Genomic DNA, 20,241 nt, shown 5'->3' on the forward strand with positions numbered 1-20,241 from the left:
GCATGAGCCTGACGCCGCCGCTGTTGCTCGCCTCCGCCTCGCCGCGTCGGCGGGAACTGCTGGAACAGATCCAGCTTGCCTTCGAGGTGGCGCCGATGGACGTGGACGAGAGCGCGCGGCCGGGCGAGACGCCGGAGGCCCTGGTCGAGCGCCTGGCCGGCGCCAAGGCGGAGGCGGCGCGCGATCGCCTGGCCTCCGGCCAGTGGGTGCTGGCGGCCGACACCGTGGTCGCCGTGGACGCCGGCGCACTGGGCAAGCCCGCGGATTTCGCCGACGCCGCCGCCATGCTCGGACGGCTGTCCGGGCGCGAGCACCGGGTTGTGTCCGGCATGGCCCTGTGGCGCCCCGGCGAGGCCATGCGCGCCCGTCACGTGACGACCCGGGTACGCCTGCGCGAGCTGAGCCCGGCCGACATCGAGGCCTACTGGGCGACCGGCGAGCCGCGCGGCAAGGCCGGTGCCTACGCCATCCAGGGCCGCGGCGCCGCCTTTGTCGAGTGGATCGAGGGCTCCTACAGCAACGTGGTCGGGTTGCCCCTGTTCGAGCTGGAGGCCTGGCTGCGCGAGATCCCCGACCCGCCGCCGCGTGTCGGATCGGCGTCTCCCGCGGTCGTTACTGGATCTTGTGGTGTTCCAGCGGGTAGCCGCGCTCCTTGAAGAAGCGGTAGCGGCTACGGCCGGCCTCGCGCCCCGTCTCGTCGCCACCGACGATGTCGGCGACCCGTTCGAAACGGCCACAGTACTCCGGGACCTCGGGGGCGAGGTTGATCAGCACGTCGCAACGATCCGACGGCGCATGCGCCTCGTGCAGGGAGACCGGGACATCCGTGTCGCGCACGTCGGTGCTGTGCGGCAGGAAGGCCGTGTCCTCGAAGGTCCACAACCATTCATCCAGGGTGCGCGTCAGCTCCGGCGAGCCGGTATGGATATGTACTCGATGTCCCTGCCCGCTGGCCTTCTTTGCCAGACGGCAGACGAAGCGCAGGCGTGCCTCCGGGGCCGGGTCCTCGAGCAGGTAGAAGCTGACGTGGGTCATGCCCGCCGGACCGCGATCAGGCCTGGTCGAGCAGGTAGCGCATCAGCATCGGCACCGGGCGCCCGGTCGCGCCCTTTTCCTTGCCGCTCTTCCAGGCCACGCCGGCGATGTCGACATGCGCCCAGGTGTAGTCCTCGGTATAGCGCGAGAGGAAGCAGGCGGCGGTGATGGTGCCGGCCGGGCGCCCGCCGATGTTGGCCATGTCGGCGAAATTGCTCTTCAGCTGTTCCTGGTACTCCGGCCACAGCGGGAGCTGCCAGGCGCGATCCCCGCTCTCTTCGCCGGCGGCCAGCAGGCCCTTGGCCAGGCGCTCGTTGTTGCCGAGCACGGCCGCGCCCTGGTGCCCCAGTGCGATGATGCAGGCACCGGTCAGGGTGGCGATGTCGATCACCGCCTTCGGCTTGTAGCGCTCGACCCAGGTCAGGGCGTCGGCCAGGACCAGGCGGCCCTCGGCGTCGGTGTTCAGGATCTCCACCGTCTGCCCGGACAGGGTAGTGATGATATCGCCGGGGCGGGTCGCGCGGCCGTCGGGCATGTTCTCGGCGCTGGTCACCACGCCGATCACATTGATCGGCAACTCCAGTTCGCAGCAGGCCTCGATCACGCCGAACACGCTGGCCGCGCCACACATGTCGTACTTCATCTCGTCCATCTCGGCACCGGGCTTGAGCGAGATGCCGCCGGTGTCGAAGGTGATGCCCTTGCCGACCAGGACCACCGGGGCGTCGCCCTTGTTGCCGCCGGAGTATTCCATGGCGATCAGGCGCGGCGGGCGCTCGGAGCCCTTGCCTACGGCCAGGATTGCGCCGGCGCCGAGTTTCTCCAGGTCCTTCTCGTCCAGCACCGTGGTCTTCAGCTTCTTGTTCTGCTTCGCCATTTCGCGCGCGGTGTCGGCCAGGCTCTCCGGGTAGCAGACATTCGGCGGGGTATTGCCCAGGTCCTTGGCGCGATTGACGCCGGTGGCGATCGCCGCAGCCTCGCTGCAGGCGCGCTTCGCCGCCTCGGCCTCGTCGCGCTCCACGCTGAGCTGGATCTTCTCCAGCTTCACCGGGGTGGTCTTCTCCTTGCCCTTGAACGGGGTGAAGCGGTAGGCGGCATCCGAGATCGCCGCCACCAGGGTATGCACCGTCCAGGCGATGTCCTTGCCGCGCGGCTGGAAGTCCGCCACCGCGATCACCGCGCTGGTGGCGGGGCGCTCGACCAGGGCGGCCGCCAGGGTCTGCGCGGCCTTGCGTGCGGCGCGGGCATCGAAGTCTTTCTTCGCGCCCAGGCCGATCAGGAGTGCGTTACCCTTGCCTCCACCGGTAGGCAGCAACAGCCGGCTGCCGGCCTCGCCGTCCATCTCGCCGGCCTTCAGCAGGGCGGTGATCTCGCCATCGCGCGCGGCATCCAGGGCGGTGGCGCCCGCGGCCGGCTTGCGCTTGTGGGCGATCCCGGCGGCGCGGATGCCGGCGCGGGGTTTGTCGAGGGTCGAGGTGGTGACGGAGAATTGCATGAATGCCTCCCGAAAATGAGTTCGATCATGGTACCAGCGCCAAGCGGCGCCCGGCCACGCGCCGCGCGGGCCGCGGGGTAATGCGCGCATGATCCTGCGCCGCGCCGAGCGTCTTATCGCCCGCGAGCTGCTGGTCACGCAGACCGCGGTCACCGTCGTGCTGTTGCTGGTGATCATCGGCGGCGTGTTGGGGCGGGTGCTGCGCGATGTCGCCGAGGGCAGTATCCCCGTGGATTTCCTGCCGGGCATGGTCGCCTTCGGCGCGTTCAAGGGCATTGTGTTCCTTTGGCCGGTGGCGCTGTTCCTGGCCTTCATGCTGGTGCTGGGCCGTTTGCAGCGCGACAGCGAGCTGGTGGCGCTACAGGCCAGCGGCATGTCCTTCGCCGCGTTTTATCGCGCGCTGTTCTGGGTGGCTGCGCCAGCCACGCTGCTGTTGCTGGTGCTGATGACGCTGGTGGTGCCACGCACCGAGGCCCAGATCGACCAACTGCGCGACCTCGCCGAGACACGCTCCGACCTGATCGGCATTACGCCCGGGCGCTTCCTGCGCTCGCGGGTTGGCGAGCAGGTCTTTTTTGCCGAGCGCCTGAGCGAGGACCGCGAGGCCTTGCTGGAGGTGTTCATCTACCGCGAGGTCGACGGCGAGGCGCAGGTGACCGTAGCCGAGCGCGCGATCCCCGACCCGGGGGCGGAGGGCAGTGGTTTCCTGATCCTCGAGAACGGCTATCGCCATGTCGGCGTGCCCGGCGAGGGCAGCTTCCGCATGCTCGAGTTCGAGCGCCTGCGGACCCAGATCACCGAGCCGGATGCCGGGGCTGGGCGGCGCTCGCTGAACGCGATGTCGACGCTTCAGCTGTGGGCGGAGCGTGATCGGCCGGACCATCGTGCGGAGCTCGAATGGCGCATTGCGATGCCACTGTCCATCCTGGTGCTGACCCTGATTGCACTGCCGCTGGCCCAGGTGCCGCCCCGTTCCGGGCGTTATGCCCGCATCCCGGCGGCCATCGGGGTCTACGTGCTGTACGCGAACTTCCTGATCCTGGGTCAGGGGCAGCTGGCGGATGGCCGTACGCCACTGGCCCTGGGGCTCTGGTGGACGCACGGGCTGATGCTGGTTTTCTGGCTATGGCTGGCCTGGCGCAAGGGCATGCTGGGCCTTGGCCGGGGAGCGGGTGGCGGCCCTCGCCGCGTGGAGCGTGACGAGGTGGCTTCGTGACGACCGTACTGGGTCGCTACATCATGCGCCAGGTCCTGATCGGGACCGCGCTGGCCGTGGTCCTGCTGGTGGCGCTGGATGCGGTCTTCGCGCTGATTGACGAGCTCCGCGACACCGGGCGTGGCAACTATGGCCTGACCGAGGCGCTGCTGTATGTAGCGCTGACCCTGCCGCGGCGGATGTACGACATGCTGCCCCCGGCGGCGCTGCTCGGAGGACTCTTGTGGCTGGGCAATCTGGCCGCCAACAGCGAGCTGACCGCGATGCGGGCCGCCGGAATGACGCTTGGGCGCTTCATCGGCTGGGTGATGCAGGCCGGACTGGTGGTCGTGGTCGTGATGGTGGTGGTCGGCGAGTTCTTCGCTCCTGCGGCCGAGAGTCGTGCACAGAACCTGAAGGCCAGCGCCTTCGATGAACAGCTGAGTGTGAGCCCCATCGGGCTCTGGGCGCGCGATGGCCAGCGTATGGTGCAGGCGGATGCGGTGCTGCCGGGCAACCGCCTGATCAGCGTGCGCATCATCGAGGTGGATGCGAACCGCGAGCCGCGCGAGATTACGCGTGCGCAGAGCGCGCAGTACGTGGACGGGGCCTGGCGGCTGCAGGGCGTGGAGCGTTCGCGGCTGTCGCTGGAGCGCGTCGAGCCCGAACGCCTGGAGGAGGAGGTCATCGAGCGCCTGATCGCGCCGGAGTACTTCGACATTCTGGTGGTCGAGCCCAGCCAGATGGCGGCGCAGAACCTGGCGCGCTACATCGACTACCTGCAGGAAAATCGCCTGGACTCGGCCCCCTACGAGGTCGCGTTCTGGCAGCGACTGACCCTGCCGGCCAGCACCTTCGTGATGCTGCTGCTGGCGATCCCGTTCCTGTTCGGCTCGCAGCGCGAGGGTGGTGCCGGGCGGCGCCTGTTCATCGGCATCGCCATCGGCGTGTCGTTCGCCATCGTGATGCGCGCGATGACCCATTTGGGGCTGGTCTACAACCTGCCGCCGGTGGTTGCGGCGAGCTTGCCGGTGGTGCTGTTCCTGATTTTCGCGCTGGTGGCGCTGCAACGCATGGGACGTCAGACATGAGGGTTTGGCTGCGCGGCGGGTTCCTGATCGTGCTGGCGGCCCTGCTGGCGGCCTGTGGTGGCGCGGGCCCGGGCGACTTCGAGCCACTCCCGCGCCAGGCCACGGTGCTCGCCTTCGGCGACAGCGTGACCCACGGGACCGGGGCGGGTTCGGGCGAGGACTATCCGGCGCGGCTGGCGGCGATCACCGGCTGGACACTCATCAATGACGGGGTGCCGGGCGACCGCGCCAGCAGCGCCCGCGGGCGCCTGGAGCCCAGCCTGCGCGAACACCAGCCGGACCTGGTGCTGATCTGGCTGGGCGGCAACGACTTTCTGCGCCAGCGCGATCCCGCCGCGGTCAAGGAGGATTTGCGCGCCCTGGTGGCAGCGGTGCATGAACACGGGGCCGAGCCATTGCTGCTGGGGGTGCCGCGGGCCTCGGCCCTGGGGGCCGCCACCGGGCGCCTGCGGGACGATCCGATCTATCGCGAACTCGCCCGCGAGGAACAGGTGGCCCTGATCGAGGGCGTGCTCTCCGGCGTGTTGTCCGAGCGCGAGCTGCGCGCCGACCCCGTGCACCCCAACGCCCGTGGTTACCGTCGCATCGCCGACGAGATTGCCGAGGCCCTGGACGACCTCGGCCTCTGGCTCGCCCCCTGAGGGTTGTTCAATTAGCAACGAGCTTCAGCCCATTGCAGGGAACGTTCTCCCAAAGGCAGGCTCCTTCCGCCGCGGTAGGGTGCTGTTGAGCGCAGCGTGTAGTGGTCAAGCGATTTCGGACACCTCGATAGGAGGTTCGGCTGTCCATTTTCGCTCGTAGGCGTTGGGCGACAGGTAGCCCAAGGTCGAGTGCATTCGGCGCTCGTTGTAGAAGCCGACGATGTAGTCGGTGATGTCCCGGGTGGCCTCGCCATGGTTGGCGTAGTCCCGCCGCCAGACCCGCTCCATCTTCAGGTTCAGGAAGAAGCGCTCGGCCACCGCATTGTCCCAGCAGTTACCCCGCCGGCTCATGCTGGCCCGGGCGCCGTGCTGCGCCAGCACACGCCGCCAGGCGTCGCTGGTGTACTGACAGCCCTGGTCGGAGTGGACCAGCAGACCGGGCTCGGGTTGCCGGCTCTGCAGCGCCATGCGTAGCGCACTGCAGGCCAACTCGGCATCCAGCCTTCGGCTCATGGACCAGCCCACCACCTTGCGGTTGAACAGGTCCAGCACCGCCGCCAGATACGTCCAGCCGGTGCGGGTCCGGATGTAGGTGATATCCGTCACCCAGGCCGCGTTCGGGCGCGATGGCTGGAACTGCCGGTCCAGGTGGTTTTCCACCACCGGCGCGGTCGCATCCCGCTGGGTGGTCACGACGAACGCCCGCTTCCAGACCGGGCGCAGGCCCTGTTCCCGCATCAGACGGCGGACCCGGTAGCGGCCCACCGTCACACCGTCCGAACGCAGGGCGGCCTGCACACGGCGGCTGCCGTAGGTCCATTCCGACTGCTCGAACGCCTCCTTGACCCGTGCCTCCAGTGCACACGGCTGGCGCGGCCGCCGGCGGCGCGTCTGCGCCGCGTAGTAGCCCGACCGGTTCACCTCCAGCAGATCACACACCCGCTTCACCGGAGCCTTCTTCGCCAGCGTCGTGATGCAGCGATACATCACAGCAGTTCCCGGGCGAAGAAGGCCGAGGTGAGTTCAATTGATCGATGCAACACCTTCGGTCCTAATACTGCGTTTGGGGGTGTTGCATATGGAGCAAATGGGGAGGCCGGGATTCTCGGCCAAACAGAGGGCTGAGCTTTGGGCACGGTGGCAAGCCGGCGAGTCGCTCAGTGACATTGGCCGAGCGCTGGGCAAACAGGCTGGTTCGATTCATGGCGTCGTCGCCGCGCGAGGCGGAATTGCCCCTGCCGAGCGTTGCAGGTCTCGTCTGGCGTTGACGCCCTCAGAGCGCGAGGAGATCTCCCGCAACCTTGCTGGCGGGGCATCGATCCGTCAGATTGCCGCGACCCTCCAGCGCGCCCCTTCCACGATCAGCCGCGAGATTGCACGCCACGGCACCCGCCGTACATATCGCGCCACTGTGGCCGATAGTCGAGCGTGGGATCGGGCGCGGCGCCCGAAGCCCTGTCGGCTCGCAACGCATGTTCCACTACAAGAAATCGTGGCAGAGAAGCTCGAATTGGACTGGTCGCCCGAGCAAATCGCAGGATGGCTACGGGTTCAGTATCCAGGTACGTCCAGCATGCACATCTCCCACGAGACGATTTACCGCAGCCTCTTCATTCAGGCTCGCGGCGTACTCAAGAAAGAATTGCTGAAGCACCTGCGTTCGCGCCGGATGATGCGCCGCTCCCGCCTTGCGAGCACGGAAGGACAGCCGCGAGGCCAGATTATTGATGCAATCTCGATCCGAGAGCGTCCGGCGGAAGTGGAAGATCGTGCGATACCGGGCCACTGGGAAGGGGACCTGATCTCCGGGGCGAAGAACAGCCACATCGCCACGCTCGTCGAGCGCCACTCCCGCTTTACGATGCTGGTGAAGGTCCAAGGCAAGGATGCGGCGAGTGTCGCGAGCGCGCTCAGCCGCGAGGTCCGCAGACTCCCGCGCGAGATGTGGCGAACCCTGACCTGGGATCGCGGCAGCGAGATGGCCAGCCATAAGGCCTTCACCGCCGACACGGATGTGAAGGTCTACTTCTGTGACCCGCAGAGCCCCTGGCAGCGCGGCACCAACGAGAATACCAACCGCCTGCTGCGCCAGTACTTCCCCAAGGGGACGGAACTGGCCGGCTTCTCACAGACCGACCTGGATGAAATCGCCCTCCGCCTGAATCGGCGACCGCGGAAAACCTTGGGCTTTATCTCCCCGGCGGATAAACTCATGGCCACTGTTGCGTCGACCGGTTGAACTCACCGAAGCCTTTTTTAGTAGGGCCTTGTCCTCTCGCAGTCGGCGGTTCTCTTCCTCCAGCTCCCGGATCCGGCGTTGTTCCGGCGTCAGGGGGCGACCATCACCCGCCTCGCCGGATCGATCCGCCTTGAGCTGCTCGACCCAGCGCCGGACCGCCGTCTCGCCGACCCCCGTATCCCGCACCACCTGCGGCACACCCTGGCCCTCGTCCACCACCATCCGGGCAACCCGAAGCTTGTACTCCGGATCAAAATTCCTGCGTCCCATATCGTCTCCTCGATCAGATCCTCATCATTCCACCGATCGAGGTGTCCACCAACATTAGACCAGCACAGCGAAACGCACCATTTCCCGCGTTGTGCCCGTTCCTTGATGGGATTCGCTGCGCTCATCCCATCCTACGCCCCTACGATCCGGCGGCTGGTTGAACGTGATCGCTCATCAGGACGGCTTTTGACCTTGCCCGTCTTCGTGTGCTTCGTGGTGAAATAAAAAACCGGCTCGGGATCAGCTCTTGCGGTTCTGTTTCCAGCGGGGCTTGGCCAGGCCCTGAATGCGTACCAACTCGGTGCTGGAGAGCCAGTCGTGCAGCATCCAGCGGCGCGGGTGGAACTGCGACAGGCCGAGCGCGAACAGCGCCGCCGCCGTGACCACGGTGATCGCCACGGCGCCGTGCTCGCGCACCGCCCAGATCGCTATCAGGATTACTAGCCACTGGGCCACCGCGACCAGGTAGCGCAGGGTGGCCTGCCAGGCATTGACCGCGTGGCCACCCTCGGTGCGCAGCTGGATGTTCCAGGCCTGCATGCCAAGCGTCTGTCCGGTGCGGGTCCAGAACCAGTAGAAGAAGCCCCAGGCCACGATCAGGTTGAGCACGAAGTGCACACGCGGCGAGTACAGCCCGGTGGTATTGCCGAGGACAACCACCAGCAGGCCAAGGACCATCCAGATCGCCACCAGCAGCAGGGCATCGTAGACGATGGCGGCCAGGCGGCGGAGCAGACTGGTCGGCTGGCCGTCGACGGACGAGGCGGCGGTTTCGGTCATGGGATTCCCGGATGGTTCTGGATTTGGCCGCAGGCGCGGAGTGGGCGTAGTCTTGCCGTATGGAGCGACGCTTTCAACGTATCCCTCTGGAATTTCCGGCTACCCTGCTCACCGACGGCGGGGACTGCGCGGTTCGCGTGGAGGATATCTCCCTGAAGGGGGTGCTGCTGGAGGGCGCGGATCTTCCGGTCCTGGCCGATGGGGACGAGGTCAGCGTCGATATCCCGCTCAGCGGCGAGGCGCGCATCACCGTCGAGGGCCGCGTGTGCTGGCACGAAGGCCTGTGGCTGGGCGTGGAGATCGAGGCGATGCCGCTCGAATCCGCATCGCACCTGCGGCGCCTGGTCGAGCTCAACCTGGGTGACGAGGCCCTGCTGGAGCGGGAATTCGCCGCGCTCGTCCAGTCCCCCTGAGCGCGGGCGGAAACCCGGGTCACACCTCCGGGAAGATCTCCCGGAACGGCAGCACCTCCACCCAGTCCCCCGCCCGGGCCCCGCTGGACTCGCGGGGCAAAACCACGTAGGCGTTGGCCTCGCTCATCGCGCGCAGCTGGTGCGAGCCCTGGCCGCCGGCTGCGCGGACCACCCAGCCGCGGTCGTCGGTCTCGAGTAACGCGCGCTGGAAGTCCTTGCGGCCCGGGGTCTTGTACAGATCCTCCAGCAGGCGGGCGTTCAGGGTCTGCGGCTCGGTCGCGTCGCGCCCGGCCAGCTGCAGCAAGGCCGGGCGCACCAGCAGGGCGAAGGTGGTCATCACCGCCACCGGGTTGCCGGGCAGGCCGAAGAAATGCGCGCGGCCGAACTGTCCGAATGCCAGTGGCCGTCCGGGCTTGATCGCCAGCTTCCAGAAACCGACTTGTCCCGAGGCCTGCAGTACGCGGGTCACGTGATCGGCATCGCCCACCGAGACGCCCCCGGTGGTGATGATCATGTCCGCGTCCGCACCGGCCCGGGTCAGGGCTCGTGAGACCTCCGCCTCGGTGTCGCGGATCACGCCGTAGTCCAGTACCTCCACCGGATAGGCGCTCAGCAGCGCGCGCAGCGTGTGGCGGTTGCTGTCGTGGATCTGTCCCGGGCCCAGCGGTTGATCGACGGGGACCAGTTCGTCCCCGGTCGAGAAGAAGGCCACGCGCGGCCGGCGCAGCACGCTTACCCGGGCGATACCCTGACTGGCCAGGACCCCGATCTCGGCGGCGCCGATGCGCTGCCCGGAAGCATATAGCGGGCTGCCGGCGGCGGTGTCACTGCCCGGTCCACGGATGTTGTGTCCCGTTGTCAGGCCGCCGTTTTGCAGGGTGATCGATTCCCCGTCCCGCTGCACCTGCTCCTGCATGATGACCAGTTCGGCCCCGGCCGGGACGACCGCGCCGGTCAGGATGCGCAGGCACTGGCCGGGCTGCAGCTCGCCATCCCAGGGATGCCCGGCCGCCGATGTGCCCACCAGTGCGAGACAGGCCCCGTCCGTTGCGTCCGCGGCGCGCAGGGCGTAGCCATCCATGGCCGAGACCGCCGCCGGTGGCACGTCGATGCGTGCGTGAATCGGCTGGGCCAGGGTGCGCCCGAGGGCCTCTTCCAGCGTGACCTGTTCGCTCTGGGTGATCGTCCGGCAGGCCTCCAGGATCGCGGCACGGGCCTGTTCCAGGGTCTTGGCGCTAGGGTCGAATTCGTCGCAACCGGGGGCAGCCTCGGGCATGGGATGTCTCCGCTTCAGGGATGGATATTCAGGTAGTCGATGATGAAGGCGGCCACTGCGTCGGGGTCGTTGACCGGCAGCAGTGGGCCGTTGAAGTCCAGGGTCGGGGCATCGGTGGCCACCGCGATCACCCCGGCGACCTCGCGGTACAGCGGCGGCTTGCCGACCGACGGGCGGTGCACCTCGATCTTCGGCAGGTCCCACTGCTTGAAGCCCTCGACCAGGATCAGGTCGGAGCGGCGCGGGTCCAGCCGCGCGCACAGCATGTCCAGATCCGGCACGCGGCCGTCGTCGGTCTCCGGCGTCTCCACCATCAGGGCGTAGCGCCGCCCGGAGGCGACCAGCATCTGGTCCGCCCCGGAGTGGCGCAGCTCAAAGCTGTCCTTGCCCGGCTTGTCCACGTCGAACTCGTGGTGGGCGTGCTTGATCATTGCCGGGCGCAGGCCGCGGGCGCGCAGGGCCGGGATCACGCCCTTGAGCAGGGTGGTCTTGCCGCTGCCGCTCCAGGCGGCGAAGGCGATGCGGGGCAGGGGCGAGGGGGTGGTCGGTTCGGTCATGGGCGTCGTTCCCGGGCACTGCGGTTCGGGATCGAAAGTATAGCGATCATGATCAGTCCCGCCCCAGGTCATCCGGTGTGTTGATGTTGGCGAACGCCTGCGGCTGATCGGAAAAATCGACGGGGATTGCACCCATGTCGCGGAACCAGCGTCCCGCGGCCAGGGACCCGCGCTCCAGGTCGTCCAGCAGGGCCTGCGCCAGGGTCGGGCGCAGCAGCGCGAACAGCGGCTGCAGCCGTTCGCCGTCGTGGGCGACCGCGGCCGGGGCGTGTTCCCGGTCCACGGCCTGTTGCAGGCGTTCGCCGAGATCCCGCGGGCAATGCGGGGCGTCCACCGGGGCGCACAGGAGGCTCTGGCCGGGGAAGGCTGCGAAGGTCGCCGCGATCCCGGCCAGCGGGCCGCGGTAATCCGGGTGCCGATCGCACAGACAGGGAAACCCCAGCGCCCGATAGCGGTCGATATCGGTATTGCTGCTGATGGCCAGCTGTGCGGCCTGGGGCTGCAGGCGCTCGATCGCGTGTTCGATCAGCGGGCGCCCGTGGTACTCGACCCAGCCCTTGTTGCACCCGCCCATGCGGCGGCCCTGGCCGCCGGCCAGGATCACGGCGATGAGGGTTTCGGGCGGGGTCTGCATTGCCTGCGTTTCCATGCGGGTCTGCGGGTTCGGCGCCGGTCCGGGCTTTGGTTTATCGTGGTGGTGTCGGCTGTCGCGTGTGCGCACGCAGTGTACGACGAATCCATCCTGACGGGAGAGGAAGCCCATGCGGGTTCCATTCGGGCGCAACGCGGGACAGGGCGGATGGCGCCCCTGGCGACATCTGTTGTGGCTGACCTGCCTGTTGCTGGGCGCCGGCTGGCTGGTGGCGGCGAGCATGGCCGATACCGGGGATCGCCACGGTCTGATGCTGACCGTGGAGGACGCCATCGGCCCGGCCACCGGCGATTACATCCGTCGCGGCATTGAACGCGCGGAGGCGGAAGACGCCGAGATCATGATCCTGATGCTGGATACCCCCGGCGGACTGGATTCCAGTATGCGCAGCATCATCAAGAACATCCTGCAATCGGACGTGCCGGTGGTGACGTATGTCCACCCGGCGGGCTCGCGCGCGGCCAGTGCCGGCACCTACATGCTCTACGGGTCGCATGTGGCGGCCATGACCCCGGCCACCAATCTGGGGTCGGCCACGCCGGTGCAGATGGGGGGCGGTGGGCTCCCGGGCATGGATCCGCCGGCAGCGGACGAGGGCGCCCGCGATGACGAGGACGCCGACGAGGACAATGGCGACGCGCGCAACGATGATACGGATGCGGCGGCGGACGAGCCCGCGGACGGTAACGGAACGGCCAACGGCGAGGTGGAGCCGGCCAGCGAGGAAGAGCTGCTGGAGGACGAGGCGGCCCCGCGGCGTGGCGACGACGCGATGGGGCGGAAGGTGCTGGAGGACGCGGTCTCGTACATCCGCGGTCTGGCCGAGCGCTATGATCGCAACGCCGACTGGGCGGAGGAGACGGTACGCGAGGGTTCCAACCTGACCGCCTCCGCGGCGCTGGAGCAGAACGTCATCGACTTTGTGGCGGACAACCTGGACGACCTGCTCGCCCAGATCGACGGGCATACCGTGCGCATGCACGACGGTGAGCGCACCCTCTCCACCGAGGGACTGGAGATCGTGCGCATGGACCCGGACTGGCGCACCCAGTTGCTGTCCGTGATCACCAACCCGAACATTGCCTATATCCTGATGCTGCTGGGGATCTACGGCATCATCTTCGAGCTGGCCAATCCGGGCGCGATCTATCCCGGCGTGATTGGCTCGATCGCGCTGATCCTAGCGTTCTTCGCGCTGCAGGTGATGCCGGTGAACTATGCGGGTCTGGCGCTGATGCTGCTGGGGATGATCTTTATGGTCGCGGAGGCCTTTGTGCCCAGTTTCGGGGCCCTGGGCATAGGAGGAATCGTGGCGTTTACGACCGGTTCGATTATTTTGTGGGACGATCCCAACCTGAACGTGGCCCTGCCGCTGGTGATTGGCACGGCCATCGCCATCGGCATCCTGTCGGTCTGGGTGTTGGGCCGGTTGTTCAAGCTGCGTGGCAAGAAGCCCGCCACCGGTTATGAAGAGATGATCGGCATGCTCGGTGAGGCACGCGAGGACTTTGAACGCAGCGGCCGGGTCTGGGTCCACAGCGAGCAGTGGAACGCGGAGACCTCGGCACCCGTGCGCGAGGGGCAGAAGGTGCGGGTGACCGCCATCGACGGACTCAAGTTGCAGGTCGAACCCGCGACCGAAGAGGACACCCCGGGCACTGCATCGACCGGCTGACCGGCCGGTGCAGTACTCACAACGTAGAAGGAGCAGGACATGAACGATCTCGGTTTCTTTGTCGTTCCGCTAGTCATCCTGATCGCCATCATCGTGATGTCGATCAAGGTGCTGCGCGAGTACGAGCGTGGCGTCATCTTCTTCCTGGGGCGGTTCCAGGCGGTCAAGGGTCCGGGCCTGATCATCGTCATCCCGGGCATCCAGCAGATCGTGCGGATCGACCTGCGCATCATCACCCTCGACGTACCCAGTCAGGACGTGATCTCCCAGGACAACGTGACGGTACGGGTCAACGCGGTGCTGTACTTCCGCGTGGTGGATTCGGCCAAGTCGGTGATCCAGGTGGAGGACTATTACGCCGCGACCAGCCAGCTGGCGCAGACCACATTGCGCTCGGTCCTCGGCAAGCATGATCTCGACGAGATGCTCTCCGAGCGCGACAAGCTGAACAACGACATCCAGGAGATCCTCGACTCGCAGACGGATGCCTGGGGCATCAAGGTCACCAACGTCGAGATCAAGCACGTCGACCTGGACGACTCGATGATCCGCGCGATCGCCCGCCAGGCCGAGGCCGAGCGCGAACGCCGCGCCAAGGTCATCCACGCCGAGGGCGAACTGCAGGCGGCCGAGAAGCTGGTGCAGGCCGCGCAGAAGATGGAGGCGAGCCCGGCCGCGCTGCAGCTGCGCTACCTGCAGACCATGGCCGACATGTCGACCAACGGCACCGCCAACAGCATCTTCTTCCCGCTGCCGCTGGAACTGACCAAGGTGTTCGAGAGCCTGGCCGGAAAATTCCGCGCCGAGACCCCGGGGGCACCGGGCAATCCGGGCAATCCCGGGGGCGGCCAGCCGTAACGCGTGACCAGCGCCGAGACGACCTCGTCGCCCCTCGATCGTTTCCTGGACGAGCTCTGGGCGGTCGAGGGGCTCTCCGATCACACCCTGGCGGCGTACCGCCGCGATCTGGAGGGCCTGGCGCACTGGCTGGAGCCCAGGGGCGTGGACCTGGAGACCGCCGGGGCGCCCGACCTGCTGGGGTACATCAGCGCGCGCATGCAGGCCGGGGCCCGGCCGAAGTCCATTACCCGGGCGCTGTCCAGCATCCGGCGTTTCTATCGCTATCGGGTCTATCAGGGCGAGCGCGAGGATGACCCCAGTGCCGGGATCGAATCGCCCCGCGCCGGACGCCCGTTGCCGGCCAGCCTGTCCGAGGCCCAGGTGGACGCCCTGTTGCAGGCGCCCGATCTCGAGACCGCGGTGGGCCTGCGCGACCGCGCGATGCTGGAGCTGATGTACGCCACCGGCCTGCGCGTGTCGGAACTGGTGGGCCTGGAGCAGTCGGAGGTGAACAGCCGCCAGGGCGTGGTGCGCATCACCGGCAAGGGCGACAAGGAACGCCTGGTGCCGCTGGGCGAGGAGGCGGCGCACTGGCTGGCCCGTTTCCAGCGCGAGGCGCGGCCGGACCTGATGGACGAACACCCTCCCTGCGAGACCGTGTTCGTCACCCGCCGCGGGCGCGGGCTGACGCGCCAGGCCTTCTGGTACCGCATCAAGGCCCATGCGCGCCGTGCCGGCATCGAGTCGCCGCTGTCGCCGCATACCCTGCGCCACGCCTTCGCGACCCACCTGCTCGATCACGGGGCGGACCTGCGCGTGGTGCAGATGCTGCTGGGCCACAGCAGCCTCTCGACCACGCAAATCTATACCCACGTCGCACGCGCCCGTCTGCAAAGCCTGCATGCGGAACATCATCCCCGCGGCTGACGTCTATTACGCACTCTTGCCAGCTTTCGCAGGTTCCCCGCGTGGGGGCTGCTAGACTGGCTCCGTTTTCTGTACTGACACGAGAGAATCCATGCTCCTGAAACGCGTTCTTCCCCTTGCCGCGGCCCTGGCCGTGTTCAGCACCCCGGTCATGGCGACCGATGCCATCGAGGAAACCATGGCCCGGGTGATTCCGGATGCCGAGGCCGACAGCATCCGGGAGACCCCGATGGCTGGCATCTACGAGGTGCGCTACGGCACCGATATCCTCTATGTGTCCGGGGACGGCCGCTATCTGATTCAGGGCAACCTGGTCGATCTGGACACCCGCGAGAACCTGACCCAGGCCGCGCTCAGCGGGGTGCGCGCCGACATGTTCGCCGCCATCGGCGACAGCGAGCTGGTGACCTACTCGCCGGATGGCGACACCCGCGGCGTGTTGAATATCTTTACCGATCCGAACTGTCCCTACTGCCGCGAGATGCACAAGGACCTCCCGGAGTATCTGGCGGCTGGAATCAAGGTGCGCTACCTGATGTTCCCGGTCCTCGGCCGCGATTCCCCGGAGATCATGAATCGCACTTGGTGTGCGGATGATCGCGAAGAGGCGATGGACCGCGCCAAGGAAGGCGACAAGTTGGATGACATCGATGGCAGCTGCGCCACGCCGCAGGACGAACATATGGCCATGGGCCAGCAGCTCGGGATTCGCGGCACCCCGGCGCTGATCACGGAGAGCGGACAACAGATGTCCGGCTACCAGGAACCGCAGGCGGTGATCGAGCGCATCCTCGGCAGCAACTGATATCCAGGCGCCGGGTCGCGCATTGCGATCCGGCTGCGGGATGGAGATGACATGCTTGAGTATCAGCTGAACGTCGAACGGGTGGACGCGCACGGCAGCCTGGCACACGCCAAGCAGGCCGAAGTCACCCTGGACACCGACATGGACGGGCGCGACGATGCCCTGAGTCCGCCGGAGCTTTTGCTGGCGTCACTCGGTGCCTGCATGGTGCGCGGCATCCAGCGCGCCCTGCCGATGCTGCACATGGAGGTGGACAGCATCTCCATCCAGTTGCGCGGCTGGCGCCAGGACGACCCACCGGCCATCGCGAAGATCGAGTATCGCGTCGAAGTCGGCACCGATGCCGACGAGGAGATGGTCGAGCTGCTGCACCGCAACGTGCAGAAGGGCACCATCTACTCCACCCTTGCCGCCGGCACCCAACTCACCGGCGAGGTCGTCGCCAGGCAATAGGTCGCGCAACCGGTGGGAAGTCCCCTGTGGGAGCGAGCTTGCTCGCGAAGGCCCCGCCCGCGCCTGCGGTTACCTCCGCAGGGAGGAAGGTCGGGCCGATGGGCTTGGCCACGGCCCGATCACCGAAGGGGCTCGGCTCCGGGGGTGCCGACGTGTAGGAGGCCAGCCTCTGGCCGATGGGGCGTGGTCGAGGCCGTAGCCGGTTGGAGGGATGCTGCGCCGGCAACCGGGCCCTGTTCAGTAGAGCAGCGACGCCATCTGCCGTCGATACTGCCCGACCAGCGGGTGGTCATCCCCCAGCACCTTGAACGCGGCCAGCAGGCCCTGCTGGCCGGCCCCATCGTTATAGGCGCGGTGCTGCTTCATGAGTTGCAGGTATAGCCCCAGCGCCTCCTCGGCGCGTCCGGAGAGCATCGCGTAGGCGGCCATCTGCTCCAGCGCCTCGGGGCGCGGGTCGCCTGTCTGCAGTTCTTTCGCCAGCGCCTGCGGGTCGACGCCGGCCGCCGTCTTGGCAAACACCAAGCGGGCGCGCAGGGTCTTGGCCTCTTCCTTCTCGCTTTGATCCAGCGGCAGTTTGGCGAGTTCGGTCTCGGCCGCTTCGGGATCGCCGGACTGGGCCAGGGCGCGCGCCAGCTCGATGCGCAGGTCGCCGTTGTCGGGGTCCTCCTCCAGCGCGGCCTTGAGGGTCGCCAGGGCGCCGTCCACGTCGCCGGTCTTGGCCTGCTCGCGCGCCTGTTCGATCAGCTTGTCGGAGGGCTTCTCCAGGTACTGGTCGATCATCGCGCGGATGTTCGGCTCCGGCTGCACGCCCATGAACTGATCCGCCGGCTTGCCGTGGCGAAAGATCATGACGGTCGGCAGGCTGCGCACACCGTATTGCTGTGCCAGGGCCTGCTGCTCGTCGCTGTTGACCTTGGCCAGGCGGAACTTGCCGGCGTACTGCGTGGCGAGCTGCTGAAGTAGCGGCATCAACTGCTGGCACGGTCCGCACCAGGCGGCCCAGAAATCCACGACCACCGGGCGCTGGTGGGACTCGTCCAGCACCGCCTGCTGGAAGTTTTCCTGCGTGACGTCGAGGATATCGTCGCCGGTTGCGCTTGCGGCTTCTGCCATGGGAACCCTCCTGGAACACTTGAACACGAAATCTGCAATGCATTGTTGGGATCGCCCCCGGGATTGCAAGCAGCCTTTCCCCCGCGGGCTTTGGTACGCTGCGCACAGTCCGGTGCGCGGGGGCGCTCCGGCAACGAACGCCAACCACCCTCGTCATCGCGAGGCGCGCAGCGCCCTGGCGATCTCTGCGGATGGCCCCGGCGCTGCCCGGAGCGGATGTCGGGGGTGCGTTGGGAGGTTGCTTCGTCGCCTTTGGCGCCTCGCGATGACGGTGCATGATGACCGATGCCGTGCCCGGTACAGGGCGCGATCAATATCAATAAAGGGGTTCCTGCGTGAGCTATTCCGCATCCGATATCGAGGTCCTCGAGGGGCTGGACCCGGTGCGCAAGCGCCCGGGCATGTACACCGACACGACCCGCCCGAACCACCTGGCGCAGGAGGTGATCGACAACTCGGTGGACGAGGCGATCAGCGGCCACGCCAAGCGCATCGATGTGATCCTGCACAAGGACGACTCGGTCTCGGTCAGCGACGACGGCCGAGGCATGCCGGTAGACCTGCATCCGCGCGAAAAGCGCCCGGGGGTCGAGGTGATCCTGTCCACCCTGCACTCGGGCGGGAAATTCTCGGACAAGAACTACCAGTTCTCCGGCGGCCTGCACGGGGTCGGCGTGTCGGTGGTGAACGCGCTGTCGAAGTTGCTGGAGATCCAGATCAAGCGTGACGGGCGCGAGTACCGCATGGCCTTCTCCGGCGGTTACAAGACGCAGGACCTGGAGGCGGTCGGCGACGTCGGCAAGCGCAATACCGGGACCACGCTGCATTTCTGGCCGGACCCACAGTACTTCGATTCGCCGCGGTTCTCGGTGCCCAGGCTCAAGCACATCCTGCGCGCCAAGGCCGTGCTGTGCCCGGGCCTGACCGTAACCTTCCGTGACGAGACGACTGGCGAGGCCTGCGAATGGTGCTACGCCGCCGGGCTGCGTGACTATCTGGTGGAGGCCCTGGATGGTCTGGAGCGCCTGCCGGAGGAGCCGTTCATGGGTTCGATCGCCGGGGCGACCGAGGCCGCCGACTGGGCCGTGACTTGGCTGCCGGAGGGCGGCGAGGTGGTCAGCGAGAGCTACGTAAACCTGATCCCGACCACCCAGGGCGGTACCCATGTGAACGGCCTGCGCACCGGTCTGACCGAAGCGGTCCGCGAGTTCTGCGAGTTTCGCAGTCTCCTCCCGCGCGGCATCAAGCTGGCCCCGGAGGATGTCTGGGAGCGGGTGGCCAGCGTGCTGTCGTTCAAGATGCAGGACCCGCAGTTCGCAGGGCAGACCAAGGAGCGGCTGTCCTCGCGTCAGGCCGCGCCGTTTGTTTCCGGCGTGGTCAAGGACGCCTTCAGCCTGTGGCTGAACCAGCACCCGCAGCAGGGCGAGCGCATCGCGGAACTCTCGATCCAGAACGCACAGAAGCGCCAGCGCGCCGGCCGCAAGGTGGTGCGCAAGAAGATTACCCAGGGCCCGACCCTGCCGGGCAAGCTGGCCGACTGCGCCAGCCAGGACCTCGAGCGCACCGAGCTGTTCCTGGTCGAGGGCGACTCGGCTGGCGGCTCCGCCAAGCAGGCGCGCGATCGCGATTTCCAGGCGATCATGCCGCTGCGCGGCAAGATCCTGAACTCCTGGGAGGTGGACCCGGACCAGGTGCTCGGCTCGCAGGAGATCCACGACATCTCCGTGGCCCTGGGCGTGGACCCGGGCCAGGCCAGCCTGGACGGGCTGCGCTACGGCAAGGTCTGCATCCTGGCCGATGCCGACTCCGACGGCGCGCATATCGCCACGCTCCTGTGCGCGCTGTTTTTGAAGCATTTCCGGCCGCTGGTGGAGCGGGGGCACGTGTATATCGCCATGCCGCCGCTTTATCGTGTGGACGTCGGCAAGCAGACCTTCTACGCCCTGGACGACGACGAGAAAGCCGGCGTGCTGGAGCGCATCGAGGCAGAAAAACTGAAGGGCAAGATCTCCGTGACCCGTTTCAAGGGGCTGGGCGAGATGAACCCGCTACAGCTGCGCGAGACCACCATGAACCCGGACACCCGGCGTCTGGTGCAGCTCACCCTCGACGCCGCCGACGACACCATGCAGCTGATGGACATGCTGCTCGGCAAGAAACGCGCCGGCGAGCGCCGCGCCTGGCTGGAAGGCAAGGGCCACCTGGCCGACGTCGCCGTCTGATATCCGCACTTCAGCGATAGACTTCACGGCCGTGGCCTATTTTCACCACTGTGATGATCAGCTGGTCGTCCTTGATCTCGTAGAGGATGCGGTACACGCCCTGCCGCACACGGTATCGCTCCTGGGCGGACAGCTTCTCGCTGCCCGGTGGGCGGGGGTCATCCGCCAGTGACGCGATGCGTTCCAGGATGCGGCGTACGTCCTTGTCGGGAATCCGTCGCAGATCCTTGGCGACGGATTGACGGACGACAACCTCAAAGCTTGCCATGCGCCTTCAGGTCGTCGAGGAGTGCCTCGTAGGTCATGGTTGGCTCTTCGACGCGATCTTCGAACGCCTGCAAATCCTCCTGATCCTCGATCAGGGTCTGGCGCACGGCTCGATTGACCAGATCGGAGACCGAGCATTGCGTGGAGGCCGCCTTCAGGCGCAGTGCCCGGTGCAAGTCCGGTTCGAAATACACGGTGGAACGTTTGTTTGGCTCGTTCATCGGGGCCTCCGTGATGCTTGCTACCATGGCCATCATAATGCTGTGACGTCATGACGTCACAGCGATTGGTCCGA

The 20,241-nt window shown here is 67.2% G+C and carries 23 protein-coding genes; 12 read left to right on the forward strand and 11 right to left on the reverse strand.

Annotated elements, in window-relative coordinates:
- The first annotated feature begins 2 nt into the window (after positions 1–2).
- Positions 3–656, forward strand: a complete 654-nt coding sequence (locus D573_RS0111865) for a nucleoside triphosphate pyrophosphatase (RefSeq protein ID WP_018938787.1) — start codon at positions 3–5, stop codon at positions 654–656.
- On the opposite strand, the gene D573_RS0111870 is transcribed toward D573_RS0111865, so the two are convergent.
- The gene (locus D573_RS0111870) at positions 613–1,035 is read right to left on the reverse strand and encodes a DNA polymerase III subunit chi (RefSeq protein WP_018938788.1); all 423 of its coding nucleotides are present in this window, start codon (positions 1,033–1,035) and stop codon (positions 613–615) included. The genes D573_RS0111865 and D573_RS0111870 overlap by 44 nt on opposite strands.
- Positions 1,036–1,051: 16 nt before the next feature.
- Entirely contained in the window at positions 1,052–2,530 is a 1,479-nt protein-coding gene (locus tag D573_RS0111875; protein WP_018938789.1) for a leucyl aminopeptidase, read from the reverse strand.
- Between the two features lie 88 nt (positions 2,531–2,618).
- On the opposite strand from D573_RS0111875, the gene lptF reads away from it, so the two are divergent.
- From lptF to D573_RS0111890, 3 genes are read left to right on the forward strand one after another with little or no spacing between them, the layout of a single operon-like run.
- On the forward strand, positions 2,619–3,746 hold the full coding sequence (lptF, locus tag D573_RS0111880; protein WP_018938790.1) for an LPS export ABC transporter permease LptF: 1,128 nt from the start codon (positions 2,619–2,621) through the stop codon (positions 3,744–3,746).
- The gene (gene lptG / locus D573_RS0111885; RefSeq protein ID WP_018938791.1) at positions 3,743–4,816 is read left to right on the forward strand and encodes an LPS export ABC transporter permease LptG; all 1,074 of its coding nucleotides are present in this window, start codon (positions 3,743–3,745) and stop codon (positions 4,814–4,816) included. Before lptF ends, lptG begins: the two co-directional genes overlap by 4 nt.
- Positions 4,813–5,457, forward strand: a complete 645-nt coding sequence (locus tag D573_RS0111890) for a GDSL-type esterase/lipase family protein (RefSeq protein WP_018938792.1) — start codon at positions 4,813–4,815, stop codon at positions 5,455–5,457. The genes lptG and D573_RS0111890 overlap by 4 nt, the downstream gene beginning before the upstream one ends.
- 105 nt (positions 5,458–5,562) lie before the next feature.
- Here the strand turns inward: D573_RS0111890 and D573_RS0111895 are convergent, their stop codons facing one another.
- Positions 5,563–6,444, reverse strand: a complete 882-nt coding sequence (locus tag D573_RS0111895) for an IS3 family transposase (protein WP_018938793.1) — start codon at positions 6,442–6,444, stop codon at positions 5,563–5,565.
- A 91-nt stretch (positions 6,445–6,535) separates the two neighbouring features.
- Between D573_RS0111895 and D573_RS14400 the strand changes: the two genes are divergently transcribed.
- Positions 6,536–7,696, forward strand: coding sequence for an IS30 family transposase (locus D573_RS14400; RefSeq protein ID WP_081618765.1), 1,161 nt, complete (start codon positions 6,536–6,538; stop codon positions 7,694–7,696).
- Here D573_RS14400 and D573_RS15000 read toward each other — a convergent pair.
- Entirely contained in the window at positions 7,583–7,966 is a 384-nt protein-coding gene (locus tag D573_RS15000; protein WP_081618762.1) for a transposase, read from the reverse strand. The two genes, D573_RS14400 and D573_RS15000, sit on opposite strands and share 114 nt — an antisense overlap.
- Before the next feature lie 240 nt (positions 7,967–8,206).
- Positions 8,207–8,746, reverse strand: a complete 540-nt coding sequence (locus tag D573_RS0111905; protein ID WP_018938795.1) for an RDD family protein — start codon at positions 8,744–8,746, stop codon at positions 8,207–8,209.
- 59 nt (positions 8,747–8,805) lie between these two features.
- Between D573_RS0111905 and D573_RS0111910 the strand changes: the two genes are divergently transcribed.
- Positions 8,806–9,159 (forward strand): PilZ domain-containing protein, encoded by a 354-nt coding sequence (locus tag D573_RS0111910; RefSeq protein ID WP_018168181.1) that lies wholly within the window; start codon positions 8,806–8,808, stop codon positions 9,157–9,159.
- Between the two features lie 19 nt (positions 9,160–9,178).
- Here D573_RS0111910 and glp read toward each other — a convergent pair whose 3' ends face one another.
- From glp to mobA, 3 genes are read right to left on the reverse strand one after another with little or no spacing between them, the layout of a single operon-like run.
- Complete coding sequence (glp, locus tag D573_RS0111915) at positions 9,179–10,435, reverse strand: gephyrin-like molybdotransferase Glp (RefSeq protein ID WP_018168180.1); 1,257 nt, start codon at positions 10,433–10,435, stop codon at positions 9,179–9,181.
- A 14-nt stretch (positions 10,436–10,449) separates the two neighbouring features.
- Positions 10,450–10,992, reverse strand: coding sequence for a molybdopterin-guanine dinucleotide biosynthesis protein B (mobB, locus tag D573_RS0111920; RefSeq protein WP_018938796.1), 543 nt, complete (start codon positions 10,990–10,992; stop codon positions 10,450–10,452).
- Positions 10,993–11,044: 52 nt separating this feature from the next.
- Entirely contained in the window at positions 11,045–11,626 is a 582-nt protein-coding gene (mobA, locus tag D573_RS0111925) for a molybdenum cofactor guanylyltransferase MobA (RefSeq protein WP_018938797.1), read from the reverse strand.
- A 127-nt stretch (positions 11,627–11,753) separates the two neighbouring features.
- Between mobA and D573_RS0111930 the strand changes: the two genes are divergently transcribed.
- From D573_RS0111930 to D573_RS0111950, 5 genes are all read left to right on the forward strand, one after another.
- Entirely contained in the window at positions 11,754–13,319 is a 1,566-nt protein-coding gene (locus D573_RS0111930) for a nodulation protein NfeD (protein ID WP_018938798.1), read from the forward strand.
- A gap of 39 nt (positions 13,320–13,358) precedes the next feature.
- Entirely contained in the window at positions 13,359–14,177 is an 819-nt protein-coding gene (locus tag D573_RS0111935; RefSeq protein WP_018168176.1) for a slipin family protein, read from the forward strand.
- Between the two features lie 3 nt (positions 14,178–14,180).
- The gene (gene xerD / locus D573_RS0111940; RefSeq protein ID WP_018938799.1) at positions 14,181–15,086 is read left to right on the forward strand and encodes a site-specific tyrosine recombinase XerD; all 906 of its coding nucleotides are present in this window, start codon (positions 14,181–14,183) and stop codon (positions 15,084–15,086) included.
- Positions 15,087–15,177: 91 nt separating this feature from the next.
- Positions 15,178–15,891: a DsbC family protein gene (locus D573_RS0111945; protein WP_018938800.1), complete on the forward strand. Its 714-nt coding sequence runs from the start codon at positions 15,178–15,180 to the stop codon at positions 15,889–15,891.
- Between the two features lie 51 nt (positions 15,892–15,942).
- Positions 15,943–16,344: an OsmC family protein gene (locus D573_RS0111950; protein WP_018938801.1), complete on the forward strand. Its 402-nt coding sequence runs from the start codon at positions 15,943–15,945 to the stop codon at positions 16,342–16,344.
- Between the two features lie 237 nt (positions 16,345–16,581).
- Here D573_RS0111950 and trxA read toward each other — a convergent pair whose 3' ends face one another.
- Entirely contained in the window at positions 16,582–17,457 is an 876-nt protein-coding gene (gene trxA, locus D573_RS0111955; RefSeq protein WP_018168052.1) for a thioredoxin, read from the reverse strand.
- A 335-nt stretch (positions 17,458–17,792) separates the two neighbouring features.
- On the opposite strand from trxA, the gene parE reads away from it, so the two are divergent.
- Positions 17,793–19,679, forward strand: a complete 1,887-nt coding sequence (gene parE, locus D573_RS0111960; protein WP_018938802.1) for a DNA topoisomerase IV subunit B — start codon at positions 17,793–17,795, stop codon at positions 19,677–19,679.
- A 10-nt stretch (positions 19,680–19,689) separates the two neighbouring features.
- On the opposite strand, the gene D573_RS0111965 is transcribed toward parE, so the two are convergent.
- A complete protein-coding gene (locus D573_RS0111965; protein ID WP_018938803.1) occupies positions 19,690–19,947 on the reverse strand; it encodes a type II toxin-antitoxin system RelE/ParE family toxin in 258 nt (85 codons plus the stop codon).
- Positions 19,934–20,167: a hypothetical protein gene (locus D573_RS0111970; protein WP_018938804.1), complete on the reverse strand. Its 234-nt coding sequence runs from the start codon at positions 20,165–20,167 to the stop codon at positions 19,934–19,936. Before D573_RS0111970 ends, D573_RS0111965 begins: the two co-directional genes overlap by 14 nt.
- Positions 20,168–20,241 lie beyond the last annotated feature (74 nt).

Origin of the sequence: Thioalkalivibrio sp. AKL9 (genome assembly GCF_000377825.1) — a bacterium.
Classification (GTDB): domain Bacteria; phylum Pseudomonadota; class Gammaproteobacteria; order Ectothiorhodospirales; family Ectothiorhodospiraceae; genus Thioalkalivibrio; species Thioalkalivibrio versutus.